Below are 13,642 nucleotides of genomic sequence, written 5' to 3'. Positions count from 1 at the left end.
ATCTTTATTCTATTCCATTATTGTTAAAATAATATTAATTTTTTTAGACATCCATCGTTTATTTTAATTTTTGCATATTTTTGAAACTTAAATTTTTAATTTTTTATATGTATGCTAAATTCTTATGATCAAATTTTCGAAAACAATCGAAAGTGGATGGAGGACAAAATTGCAAATAACCCGGAGTTCTTCAAAAATCTTGCCACGACACAAACCCCAGAATATCTTTATATTGGATGTTCGGATAGTCGGGCTACTGCTGAAGAACTGATGGGTGCAAAACCTGGCGAAGTATTTGTAACCCGTAATATCGCTAATGTGGTTAACACTTTAGACATGAGTTCTACCGCAGTGATTCAGTACGCAGTAGAACACTTAAAAGTAAAACATATTGTGGTGTGCGGACACTACAATTGTGGTGGCGTGAAAGCCGCGATGACTCCACAGGATTTAGGGCTACTAAACCCTTGGTTAAGAAATATTCGGGATGTTTACAGATTACATCAGGCAGAATTAGATGCGATTGAAGATGAACACAGAAAGTACGACCGCCTCGTGGAGTTAAATGTTCAGGAACAATGTATTAATGTGATTAAAATGGCCTGTGTCCAGGAAAGATACATTACAGATCATTTTCCTTTGGTACATGGCTGGGTCTTCGATTTAAGAAGTGGAAAACTAATCGATCTAAATATCGATTTTGAAAACATCCTAAAAGATATTCAGAAAATATACGACCTCACCAATTCTGATTGGGTAATGTCCCATAAAAAATAATTAAGTATTCTGAAAATAGCTACTGCAGTAGCTTTGCAACATCAAATACTAGCCTTAGAAAATGAAATATATAAGTATTATTATATTAGGGATTCTCCTCAATTTTATAGCTCTGCCCAGTCTTGCAAAGCTAATGGATTGGGATTTACCTACTATATCTCAAAACATTTCTGAGGAAGAAGTAAAAATCAAAAGAATAAGTGAAGAGCTCTTACATAGCGAACCTTTGCAAATTCAAAAAGTACACTGGATCACGAATATTGTCAACAAAGCGTTTATCCGATATAACGACGATGAATTGGTAGATCCTCTCCTTCTCATTTTTTCCCCTCCCCCAGAAATATTAAGCTCCCTATATAAACTGTAGATGATTCTTTTTCAATTTACGATCAATCAAAATTACTGATTGATATCTTTGAATTTTGTTTTTGTTCTTTTGAACAGCACATCTTAATTTATACTTCAAAAATCTTCAATAAATAAAATATATAAACAGAATTGAGCTGATTGCAATGTTATTTTATCATGGTATACATTGCCAATATAGATTATATATAGATATTTTTATATTCCATATATATCAAAATTTAATATTATGAAACAAAATAAAATCAATATATTTAGTGATGCTAAGTCCAACTTGGCATCTGGCTTAGTCGTCTTTCTCGTAGCCTTACCTTTATGTTTGGGCATTGCCTTAGCCTCTGGCGCAACACCTTTATCTGGAATTATATCCGGGATTGTGGGGGGGATTGTGGTAGGCTTTTTGAGCACTTCACATATCAGCGTTACTGGTCCGGCTGCAGGACTTACAGCTATCATTCTTGCCTCCATAACAGAATTAGGCGCTTTTGATCTATTTCTATGTGCAGGAATTATTGCAGGGATCACCCAGCTTATCCTAGGATTTATGAAGGCAGGTAGTATCTCCAACTATATCCCTACTGCTGTAATCGAGGGGATGCTCGCTGGTATAGGCATTATTATTATTTTAACCCAACTGCCCCATGCTATAGGCGTAGATAGTAACTTTGAAGGTAAAGAAACTTTATTTGAAGATGATTTCAATTTTATTCCTTATATCACCGAGGCCCTTGAAGCCGTTCATAGTGGCGTTTTTTTAATATTTATAATCTCTTTAATTATTTTGATTGTATGGGAAAAAATTCCAGCCTTGAAAAACATCAAAATGCTCCCCGCCGCTTTATTGGCTGTAGCTAGCAGTATTGGAATCAACCAGTTGTTAATATCCTACGGCAGCTCTCTAGCAATAGGTCCCGAACATTTGGTTAAACTGCCGATTCCAAAAACGGCAGATGATTTTAAGACCTTGATTACATGGCCTAATTTTTCAGGATTTGGCATGCTTAATGTCTGGATTACGGGTATCACAATCGCTATTGTTGCCTCAATTGAGACGCTACTTTGCATAGAGGCTGCAGATAGGATGGATGCTAAGAAGAGAATCACCGACACCAACCAAGAACTGCGTGCCCAAGGTTTAGGCAACTTGATCAGCTCACTGATCGGGGGGCTGCCTATGACTTCTGTAGTCGTAAGAAGTTCTGCCAATGTTAATGCTGGTGCAAGCTCTAAACTTTCGGCCATCATCCATGGTGTATTATTATTGGTATGTGTGTTGAGTATACCTTCCATTCTCAATATGATCCCTATGGCCACCTTAGCGGCCGTGCTTATTCTCGTAGGTTATAAATTAGCCAATCCTGCTACTATTATGCATTTTTGGGCTAAAGGAAAATTTCAATTTCTACCCTTTATCGCTACCATGTTAGCCGTAGTTTTTACTGATTTATTAAAAGGAGTAGCACTGGGCTTAGTGATCAGCATTCTCTTTATTTTACTGGGAAATATGAAACGAGCCTATTATCTTAGTCGCCAAGATTTAGAAGATGCAGATGTAATCACCATAGAATTAGCAGAGGAAGTCTCCTTCCTCAACAAAGCTGCTATTAAGAAAACCCTCAAAAATATACAAGCAGGTGCTACGGTGACCATTAATGCAAAACGCACCTCTTATATCGCCACCGACGTACTGGAACTCCTTCAGGAGTTTGCCAATGTGACTGCTAAAGAGAACAATATCACGGTAAAACTTATCGGATTCCGCACCGATTATAGAAAAATAAACGAGCCTCATGTGGTGATTGAGCACCGAAGGTCGATATAAACAAAAACCTATTTTCCATTAAAACCGGACATAGTGTGGTTTATACCCGCAAAAACAAAAGATAAGGCTGCCTGAGAAAACCTTTCAATTCTCTCGGGTAGCTTTTCTTTTTCCTCACCCTTCCACCTTCCGATAACATAATCCACTTGTTCCCCCTCTTTAAAATCAGCGGAGATCCCAAAACGCAAACGTGCATATTGGCCCGTCTGCAAAATATCTTCTATATGGCGCAACCCATTATGTCCACCATGACTACCTTTTGCTTTCATGCGTAAGGTGCCAAAAGAAAGAGCCAAATCATCGGTAATTACTAAGAGATTTTCTATAGGTATCTTCTCTTTTTGTAACCAATAACGCACTGCATGTCCACTAAGATTTACATAGGTATCGGGTTTTAACACAAAAACCTTTCTTCCCTTGTATTTTCCTTCAGCCATCCAGCCAAAGTTAGTCGTGTTAAAAGAAGTTTCTATAAGTTCTGCTATTCTTTCTGCTACTTTAAAACCTATATTATGTCGTGTTTCCTTATACTCCTCTCCTTTATTACCAAGACCTACAATTAAATACTTCATCTTTATTATTATTTTTTAGCGCAATATATTATTCAATAAGGCATTCACCTCATCTACATGAGTTATTTTATCTTTACGTAACATCAATTGGCTGCCCTCGGCCGAATGTTTTTCCTTAAGTTGTGCATATTCTGGATGCGCTTCGAGGTACTGAATAATCCTTTTAAATTTTTCACTCCTATAGAATTTATCTTGTGGATTGCTCGGGAAATAACCGAGAAAAATACTATTTTTCATCACAATTTTATCAAAACCTATTTCTCCAGCGAGCCATTTTAATTCAATACTTTTTAGCAAATTATGCGCCTCTGGGGGCAAAGTTCCGAAACGATCCTGCAGCTCATATTCATATTGACTTAACTCTGCTATATTTTTTACACCCGCCAATTTTTGATACAAAATAAGGCGCTCTTCAGTACTATTAATATAATCATCTGGAAACATCAATTCTAAGTCCGTATCAATATTCACATCTTTCGTTGAACTAAAAAGTTTTTGACGTTCTTCCTCATTGTGGAAAATATCTTCCATATCTTCATTCTTAAGCTCTTCTAAAGCTTCCTGCATAATTTTCTGATAGGTATCAAAACCCATTTCATTGATAAATCCGCTCTGATCCGCTCCCAGTAGATCTCCAGCACCTCGGATCTCCAAATCCTTCATAGCAATATGAAAACCACTTCCCAAATCTGAAAATTGTTCAATTGCCTCCAATCGTTTACGGGAATGAGAAGATATGGAGTCCATTGGCGGGGTAATCAGATAACAAAAAGCCTTTCTATCGCTACGTCCAACTCTTCCTCTCATCTGATGGAGATCGGCCATTCCAAATCTTTGGGCATCATTTATAAAAATCGTATTGGCATTGGGAACATCAAGACCACTCTCCACAATAGTAGTGGAAACCAGTATATCATACTTACCCTCCATAAAATCAATCATATTAGCCTCTAATTGCTTCCCGTCCATTTGCCCATGACCTGTAATCACTCTTGCATCGGGAATTAATCGCTGGATCAGTCCTGCTATCTCCTTTAAATTTTCAATTCTATTGTTAATGAAATACACCTGCCCATCGCGCTGCAATTCGTAGAGGATGGCATCTCTCAAAATTTCCTCATTAAAGCCTATAAGTTTGGTTTCTACAGGCTGACGATTGGGCGGAGGGGTTTTAATTACCGACAAATCCCGCGCCGCCATAAGAGAAAATTGTAAGGTTCTGGGTATAGGTGTCGCTGTTAGGGTTAAGGTATCGATATTGGTCTTCATCGTTTTCAACTTATCTTTTATGGCTACACCAAACTTATGTTCCTCATCAATAATCAATAAGCCTAAGTCTTTAAATTTAACGCCTACTCCTACCAATTGATGTGTTCCGATCACTATATCTATCTTTCCGGCAGCCAGTTTTTCAAGGGTTTCCTTTTTCTCTTTACCAGTTCTAAACCGACTGAGATAAGAAATTTCCACCGGAAAATCTTTAAACCGCTGTTTAAAACTTCTATAATGCTGAAAGGCCAAGATCGTAGTAGGCACCAACACAGCTACCTGCTTACCATCTAATGCTGCTTTAAAGGCCGCGCGCATGGCTACTTCTGTTTTTCCAAACCCTACATCCCCACATACCAAACGATCCATTACGCTATCCGCCTCCATATCTGCTTTAACATCCAAGGTGGCTTTTTCCTGATCGGGAGTATCTTCATAAATAAAAGAAGCTTCTAACTCATTCTGCATATAGCTGTCTGGTGAAAAAGCGAATCCTTTGTTACTCTTACGCTGTGCATAAAGCTTAATCAGATCAAAGGCAATCTGCTTAACCTTAGCTTTCGTTTTACTTTTCAACGTCTTCCAAGCAGAAGACCCTAATTTACTCAGTACAATATCTTTACCTTCCGGTCCTTGATATTTAGCAATTTTGTGTAGTGCATGAATACTTACATATAGTAAATCTCCATTTTTATAGGAGAGCTTAAAACATTCCTGAACTTTACCATTATTATTAACTTTTACTAAACCCATAAACTTTCCTATTCCATGATCGATATGGGTAATATAATCTCCCACTTTAAGAGACATTAAATCTTTAAGGGTAAGCTGTTCACTTTTTGCGAAAGCATTTTTGGCTTTATAGCGTTGGTAACGATCAAAAATTTGATGATCTGTGTAAACCGATATTTTATGTATGGTATCTACAAAACCCTCATGCAATTCGGAAGCAAAACTTCGGAAAGGAATACATTTTTCGAGTTCTTCAAAAATACTTTCTAACCGCTGTTTTTGCTTTTCGGAGGAAAAAGAAATCCAGATATCATAACCTTGAGCGAGTTTATCTTCAAGATCTTGAATCAACCAATCGAAGTTTTTATTAAATACGGGTTGTGGATTCAATTTTAAATGAAGTTGTAGAGGTGTAGTTTCTAGAGGCTCCGAGGTAAAATCCGCCCATACATACTGATTCAACTGCTTAAAAAACTCTGATTCCGAAACAAAAAGAACCGCCGGAGCGCTATATTGAATATCTTGATGTAGGCTAGCATAAACTTCTTCTGCTTTTATAAAAAAGCTGCGTATATGCTTGCCGCACAAAAAAGCATTTTTGGAAAAGATATGCGTATCCTTTGGTAAAATTTCTAAAAAAGAAAGCTTGCTTTCATTTACAGCTGTACCCTGAAGAGCTGAGACCAGCTGGAATTCTTCTACCTTATTTTTTGTGAGTTGGCTCTCAATATCAAATGTACGAATACTCTCCACTTCATTTCCAAAAAAACCTATACGAAAAGGAAATTCATAAGCATACGAAAACACGTCGATAATACCACCTCTAACCGAAAACTCTCCGGGCTCTGAAACAAAATCTGTACGGTTGAATTTATAGTGATGCAATAATTCATCCACAAAATCAAAGTCCAATTGTTCCCCCACTTTTATCCTATGGCTAAGGCTACTAAATGTCTCCTTTTTTACCACTTTTTCGGTAAGTGCTGTAGCATAGCTCACAATAATTTTAGGTAATCCAGAAGAATAGATCTCATTTATCACCTCGGTTCTTAATACACGATTGGCATTCTGTGTTTTCTCCAGCTGATAAGGTTGTAAGAAGGTTGCCGGAAAATAAAACACCTTTTCTTTTCCACAAAGCTCCTCAAGCTCTGCAGTAGCATACAAAGCCTCTTCCTTATCATCAAATATCAGCAATATGGACTGATTATGTAACAAAAAATATTCAGCTGCCAAAAGACTCATTGAAGAACCTACAGCCCCTTTTACACTTATTTTTTGTTTTTCCAGAAGTCTTTCAAATAACGCTCTGCCCCACTGCTTATGCAACAAATCGGTCAGTAGAGAATTCTTAATAGAAGTTAACTGCACTTAGTCTTAATTTTCATTTAAAGAACACAAAGAAATATTAACAATTTCCTGATACTGCGTTCCAACCGCAAATTTACAAATAATTAAATTTTATAATATTCTAATAAAATTTAATTATTTATTCCCTTTTATGCAAAGGGACAATACATGATGGTGAGCCCCATTTCATCAGACAGATGCATGCCTCTGCTATTTACACAAGAAGGATAACTGTAAGTATTTTGATCAGGTAAAGGCTAGATCTAAAATACGGGAGGACTCTGCGTCTGATTACGGATCGAAAATATCAATTTTTATTTTATTCTCTCATCTGTCATTCATCGTACGAATTTCTTTTAAGTCATCATGGGGAGGATATAATGATTGTTATCTGATATCGGACATCGTTCTTCACGAATTACCCTTGGGCATAATCCTTCAAGATCTGGGATAAATCTGATCTTTTAATTTAAAATCATCTTTTTGATTCTTTTAAATTCGATTGTTTTTAGGCATGCTTACAACACACATGCATTTTATTAAGCCTATTTTAATCATTTATAAAGTTTAGTTAAATCGTGTTTACACGATGATTTTTAACATTCTATATAAAATTTTTAATGTAATTTCACATAGAAAACTTTTAAATTAAACTTTTAAAAAATGAAAAATCTATTATCCGCCCTTGCCTTCATAGTAGGCTTAGGCTTATCTACAGCACAAACAACGACACCCCGCTCAATCCATCAAACTGCGCCTCTAAAAAAAGAGGTTCAAAATGTGGTAAAAGAAACAAGGAAAGAAACAAAGAAAGCGTTAAAAAAAGCAAAAGCCACTACAGCCGCTACCAAAGTTCACCTTAAAAAAGATGGCTCTCCGGATAGAAGATACAAATCTTCCCGACACCTTAAAAAAGACGGAGCGCCGGACAGAAGGTACAAAGAAAATCGAAAAAAATAGATCATCTTTGATACGATAACCCATATGTTGCGCGTCTGAAATTGTAATTTCAGACGCGCTTTTAGATTTAATATCAAAATTGCTTAATTTTGTAGCAACTATGTTGAATTTCATAAAAAAATCAGTTGCTCAACTTTGGGCAAAGCAATATGTAAAAACATCGGAAAAATTTATTCAAAATGCCATTTCCGATCAAGAAAAAACATTACATAATCTAGTAAAAAAAGCAAAACACACACACTTTGGAAGAGAACATGATTTTGAAAACATTCGAAGTATTCGGGATTTTCAAATGAGAGTACCCTTAGTGGATTATGAAGATCTTAAACATTATATTGAGAGAATTAAGCAGGGGGAAAGTGATATCTTATGGCCCGGAAAACCCGAATATTTTGCAAAAACTTCTGGAACGACTTCCGGAAGTAAATATATCCCCATCTCCAAAGAAGGAATTCCTTATCAGATTAATGCAGCCAAAAGCGCTCTGTTTTTCTATATTAATCAAAAAAAAGAAGCCGATTTTGTGAATGGAAAAATGATTTTCCTACAAGGTTCTCCGGAACTTTCTCATCTCCATGCCATACCTACAGGGAGACTATCCGGTATTGTAGACCACCATATTCCTAAGTATTTACAAAAAAACAGATTACCTAGCAGAGACACCAATACCATAACCGATTGGGAAATCAAAATATCCAAAATTGTGGAGGAAACGCAAAAGGAGAATATGACGCTTATTTCCGGAATTCCCCCATGGCTTATTATGTATTTTGAAAAACTTACCGAAGAAACAGGAAAAAAAATAAAAGAGCTTTTTCCTCACCTTCAACTAATTGTCACCGGAGGTGTCAACTACGAACCTTATCGTGATAAGATGAACACTCTATTAGGAGGCGATGTGGATATTATCCAAACATTTCCGGCCTCAGAAGGTTTTTTTGCTTATCAAAATAATTACAAAGAAGAAGGTTTACTCCTCTTAACCAACCACGGTATATTTTATGAGTTTATCCCCTATGAAGATTTGAGCCAAGAAATGCCTAGACGACTTACCTTAGACCAAATAGAGCTGCATACCGACTACGCACTGGTGATTACCACCAATTCTGGTCTTTGGGCCTATATGATAGGCGATCTGGTACGCTTTATCTCTAAGCAACCTTATAAAATTATCGTTAGTGGCAGAACGAAACATTATACCTCTGCATTTGGAGAACATGTTATCGCATATGAAGTAGAAGAAGCTCTTAAAGAAACCCTGCTAAAATATCCAGCGCAGATATCGGAGTTCCATTTAGCACCGCAAGTGAGTCCGACCAACGGACTGCCTTACCATGAATGGCTGATAGAATTCGAAAAAGAACCGAGTGACCTCTACAGTTTTGCTAAGACATTGGATAGGGCGCTAAGAGACAGAAATACTTATTATGATGATTTAATTATGGGAAACATTCTCCAGCCTCTTGTAATTACACAGCTGAAAAGAGGTAGCTTCCTCCACTACGCAAAAACACAAGGTAAACTGGGAGGGCAAAATAAAATTCCGCGTCTTGCGAACAATCGAGATATTGCTGATTTTTTTACCAACCCTACCCAAACCTCATGATACAATCAGCTATTAATCACCCAAAAGTAAGTTCTTCGATCGTCTCCCCCATAATTTATGCACACTAAAACCAAACTTATAAATGCAGAATATGCTGATTTAAAATCTATTTCCAGAGTTATTTTATTAACCATATTGCGGATAATGCTGGCTGAGGAAGTTTACAAGGCAATTAACAATACCTTCAGATGTCTCTTGAGATTTTTTTACGACTATACTATAGAGAAGGGCTCCCAGAAAAAATATAAATCCTTTCATTATTTTATCTATAAAACAGACTTAAAATCTTGTGCTATTGAAAAGAAAATTCAATAAAAAGTTCGGAGAAGACACTTCTATGAGATAGGTAGAGGCCTATTGGTTTTTCGTAAAAAATTTGAATCAAAACTCATATTCTACTCCACTTTTTTTCAACAGCGTTTTTCCCTATTTTAGGCGGAAAAATCTCACTTAAAATTTATTTGTTAATAAAGCAATTATGCTTTTAATTTTTTTTAAATCTATATTTGTGCTATGGCTCAAAAGGAAACTTTATCATCATTAACACACGGTAATTTTGCCAAGGAACTATCTATTGCCAAAGGTAAAATGCCTCCTAATGCAGTGGAATTTGAAAAACTGGTGATCGGAACTTTTCTTATTGATAAAAAGGCTTTAGATTTTTCTATAGACTTATTGACAGAAAAAGTTTTTTATGACCCACGCCATCAAGAGATCTATGCCGCCATACTGAAGCTATACCAAGATAACCATCCCGTGGATATGATGACGGTTATTCAGGAACTAAAACGTACCGAGAGATTAAATATGGCCGGAGGTGATGCTTATATTATAGAGCTGAGCTTAGGGGTATCTTCTTCTGCACACATTGAATATCACGTCCGTATCGTACTGGAGAAATATATCTTACGCTCTCTTATCAATGTATCAGGAAATGTAATAGATCAGTCTTACAAAGAATCTACAGATGTTTTCGAACTTCTGGACGAAGCCGAAAAAAGCTTTTTTGAAATTACAAACGGAACGATAAAAAAGGGATTTGATACAGCCAATTCCCTGGTAAAAGAGGCCCTGGATAAAGTAAAATCATTACGAGACAAACAAGGTTTATCGGGTATTCCTTCTGGTTTTAAAGCTGTGGATAAAGAAACAGGTGGATGGCAGCCTTCAGATCTTATTATTATTGCAGCCCGCCCCGCCATGGGTAAAACGGCATTTATTCTCTCCATGGCTAGAAATATTGCTGTGGAACAAAATATTCCCCTCGCCTTGTTTTCTCTTGAAATGGCATCGGTTCAGCTCATTATGAGGATGATCTCTTCAGAAACGGGCATTTCTTCAGAGAAACTAAGAAAGGGAACACTTACTGATGAAGAATGGCAAAGGCTTTTTAGTAATGTTTCCAACCTGGAAAAAGCTCCTCTTTATATTGATGAGACCCCTGCCCTTTCTATATTTGACTTTAGAGCTAAATGCCGCCGATTGGTAATGCAACATGGCGTAAAAATCATTATGGTAGACTACCTTCAACTCATGACCGCACAAAGTGGCAAAGGAGGAGGTAACCGCGAACAAGAAATTTCAACCATTTCCCGCTCCCTAAAAGCCATTGCCAAAGAACTTAACGTTCCTGTAATAGCCCTTTCACAGCTTTCTCGTTCTGTAGAAAACAGACCCGGAAAACGCCCCCAACTTTCGGATCTTAGGGAATCTGGTGCTATTGAACAGGATGCAGATATTGTTTCTTTTATTTACCGCCCAGAATATTACAAAATCGAATACTGGGAAGATGAAACGCCTTCGGCCAATCAGGCAGAACTTATTATCGCAAAACATAGAAATGGTTCTACTGAAGATGTACGCTTAGCTTTCCATGGTTCTATGGCCAAATTTTCGGATTTAGGAGACGATGCTTTTGGTTCGCCTTCATCATATACCCCTCCAAAATCTGGAGATAATTTTTACGATAAGATAAAAACTACAATAGATCCAGGAGCTGCTTTTGGTATGTCTCCTACCCTGCCGAGCAGTAATAAAGTGTCGGGATCTGCCATGAATAATGAAGATGAAGATGAAATGATGCCTTTCTAGCCTTATGAAAATAGAGATCTATACCGATGGTGCTTGCAGTGGCAATCCTGGAAAAGGCGGCTATGGCATCATTATGAAAGTCACTAAAAAAAATTATGAAAAAAAATTTTCCGAAGGATTCCGTCTAACGACCAATAACCGAATGGAACTTTTAGCCGTTATTATCGCTTTAGAAAAACTAACCACTCCTCAAGAAGATGTCCATATCTATACCGATTCCAAATATGTTTCAGAGGCTATTAATCAAAAATGGATTGTCGGATGGATAAAAAAGAACTTTAAAAATGTAAAAAACGAAGATCTCTGGCGGAGATTGATACCGTTGTTGAGATTGCATAAAATACAGTTCCACTGGATAAAAGGACATGCCGGTCACCCAGATAATGAGCGTTGCGACCAACTGGCCGTAAAAGCTGCTCAATCGCCGGACCTCTCCATTGACCATACTTTTGAACGCCTAAAAACTTCTTAAATTTATACTTTCTTATGGAAGCATATAAATACATAATTTTTAAAATATGATAAAAGCGGATGTTTTGGTGATTGGTTCCGGAATTTCCGGTCTCTCATTTGCTATTAAAATAGCAGAAAAACTCCCCAACACCCATATTGTTATTGTCACCAAATCCGACGAAGATGAAAGCAATACCAAATATGCCCAGGGAGGTTTAGCAGTAGTTACTGATTTTTCGAAGGATAATTTCGTAAAACATATTGCAGATACCATACGCGCTGGAGATGGAGAAAATGAAAGATCTGTGGTAGAAATGGTCATTCAACAAGGTCCCGAGCGATTTAATGAACTGGTAAAGTGGGGTACACAATTCGACAAAGAACAAAATGGGTATTTTAAACTGGGAAGAGAGGGTGGACATACCGAAAACCGTATTGTACATCATAAAGATATTACCGGTTTTGAAATTGAAAGAGCCCTTCTCAAAACAATTAATAAATTTGCCAATATTGAAATTCTAGATCATCACTACGTGATCGATCTCCTCACGCAACACCACATACCTGGAAAAAACTTAAATTCCGCAGATACGCATTGCTATGGCGCCTATATTTTAGATGAAAAAAATAAGAACATAAAAAAAATAAATTCTAAAATCACGCTTGTTGCCTCAGGTGGTGCGGGGCATGTTTACAAAAATACCACCAATCCGCTTATTGCCACTGGAGATGGAATAGCTTTTGTCCATAGAGCCCGTGGTAAAATTTCCAATATGCAATATTATCAATTTCACCCCACAGCACTATATTCTAAAAGAAATGGGATGCTATTTCTTATTTCAGAAGCAGTAAGGGGTGATGGGGCGAAATTACGAACCAAAGAGGGGCTCCCCTTTATGTATAAATATGATGAACGCGAAGAACTGGCCTCCCGGGATATTGTAGCAAGAGCCATTGATAACGAGATGAAAATTTCCGGAGATGAATATGTGGGTTTAGATTGTCGCCACATGGATCAGCAGAAGTTTAAAGCCCACTTCCCAAATATCTATCATAAATGCATGGAAGAAGGCATCGACCCTTTTAAAGAACTTATCCCTGTGGTACCAGCCTGCCACTACCTGATGGGGGGCATTGACACCGATAAAGACGGACAATCTTCTATCAAAAATCTATTTGCTGTGGGCGAATGCGCCAACTCTGGCCTACATGGCGCCAACCGCCTGGCTTCCAATTCATTATTAGAGGGCTTAGTCTTTGGACATAACGCTGCTATAAAAGCCTGCGAACTATTAAAAGAGAATAAATTTAATTTCGAAGATCTCAAAGCTATTCCGGAATGGAATCAAGAAGGCAGAAAAACGATAGACGAAATGGTCATGATTTCTTATTTACGCCAGCAGCTGCAATCCATGATGAGCGACCTGGTAGGCATTGTAAGGAGTGAATCTCGATTAAAAATCGCCTGCCAAAAACAACGTGAAATTTATGAAACCGTTACCACGCTTTATAATAGTTCGATTCTGTCTCCTCAACTATTAGAACTGAGAAACTTAATAAACGTATCTTACTTGATTATTAAACACTCTATTGAGATGAAAGAGAATAAAGGTGCTTTTTTTAACAAAGATTTAGCCTAGCCAA

General features: G+C 37.2%; 11 protein-coding genes. 9 read left to right on the top strand and 2 right to left on the bottom strand.

The genetic code is table 11. The features are described from left to right. Positions 1 to 111: 111 nt before the first annotated feature. The 3 genes from GNY06_RS11910 (at position 112) to GNY06_RS11900 (ending at position 2,965) form a co-directional block, all read left to right on the top strand. Positions 112 to 777, top strand: coding sequence for a carbonic anhydrase (locus GNY06_RS11910; RefSeq protein WP_166520274.1), 666 nt, complete (start codon positions 112 to 114; stop codon positions 775 to 777). Positions 778 to 838: 61 nt separating this feature from the next. Further along, positions 839 to 1,144, top strand: coding sequence for a hypothetical protein (locus GNY06_RS11905; RefSeq protein ID WP_176590028.1), 306 nt, complete (start codon positions 839 to 841; stop codon positions 1,142 to 1,144). 228 nt (positions 1,145 to 1,372) lie between these two features. Beyond that, positions 1,373 to 2,965 (top strand): SulP family inorganic anion transporter, encoded by a 1,593-nt coding sequence (locus tag GNY06_RS11900; RefSeq protein WP_166520273.1) that lies wholly within the window; start codon positions 1,373 to 1,375, stop codon positions 2,963 to 2,965. A gap of 8 nt (positions 2,966 to 2,973) precedes the next feature. Here the strand turns inward: GNY06_RS11900 and pth are convergent, their stop codons facing one another. Then, entirely contained in the window at positions 2,974 to 3,537 is a 564-nt protein-coding gene (gene pth, locus GNY06_RS11895) for an aminoacyl-tRNA hydrolase (protein WP_166520272.1), read from the bottom strand. Positions 3,538 to 3,552: 15 nt separating this feature from the next. Then, complete coding sequence (gene mfd / locus GNY06_RS11890) at positions 3,553 to 6,909, bottom strand: transcription-repair coupling factor (RefSeq protein WP_166520271.1); 3,357 nt, start codon at positions 6,907 to 6,909, stop codon at positions 3,553 to 3,555. A 642-nt stretch (positions 6,910 to 7,551) separates the two neighbouring features. Here mfd and GNY06_RS11885 point away from each other — a divergent pair. The 6 genes from GNY06_RS11885 to nadB all read left to right on the top strand — a co-directional run bounded on the left by GNY06_RS11885 (position 7,552) and on the right by nadB (position 13,638). Then, positions 7,552 to 7,848, top strand: a complete 297-nt coding sequence (locus GNY06_RS11885) for a hypothetical protein (RefSeq protein ID WP_166520270.1) — start codon at positions 7,552 to 7,554, stop codon at positions 7,846 to 7,848. Positions 7,849 to 7,948: 100 nt separating this feature from the next. Next, complete coding sequence (locus GNY06_RS11880) at positions 7,949 to 9,454, top strand: GH3 auxin-responsive promoter family protein (protein WP_166520269.1); 1,506 nt, start codon at positions 7,949 to 7,951, stop codon at positions 9,452 to 9,454. 57 nt (positions 9,455 to 9,511) lie between these two features. Further along, positions 9,512 to 9,769 (top strand): hypothetical protein, encoded by a 258-nt coding sequence (locus GNY06_RS11875; protein WP_166520268.1) that lies wholly within the window; start codon positions 9,512 to 9,514, stop codon positions 9,767 to 9,769. Between the two features lie 198 nt (positions 9,770 to 9,967). Further along, the gene (gene dnaB / locus GNY06_RS11870; protein WP_166520267.1) at positions 9,968 to 11,545 is read left to right on the top strand and encodes a replicative DNA helicase; all 1,578 of its coding nucleotides are present in this window, start codon (positions 9,968 to 9,970) and stop codon (positions 11,543 to 11,545) included. Between the two features lie 4 nt (positions 11,546 to 11,549). Further along, positions 11,550 to 12,017: a ribonuclease HI gene (rnhA, locus tag GNY06_RS11865; RefSeq protein ID WP_166520266.1), complete on the top strand. Its 468-nt coding sequence runs from the start codon at positions 11,550 to 11,552 to the stop codon at positions 12,015 to 12,017. Positions 12,018 to 12,063: 46 nt separating this feature from the next. Further along, entirely contained in the window at positions 12,064 to 13,638 is a 1,575-nt protein-coding gene (gene nadB, locus GNY06_RS11860) for an L-aspartate oxidase (protein WP_166520265.1), read from the top strand. Positions 13,639 to 13,642: the final 4 nt, after the last annotated feature.

The sequence above is a fragment of the Elizabethkingia argenteiflava genome, assembly GCF_009904105.1.
Taxonomy (GTDB): domain Bacteria; phylum Bacteroidota; class Bacteroidia; order Flavobacteriales; family Weeksellaceae; genus Elizabethkingia; species Elizabethkingia argenteiflava.
Note: the sequence above shows the minus strand (reverse complement) of the source record. Positions and strands in the feature narration are given on the sequence as shown.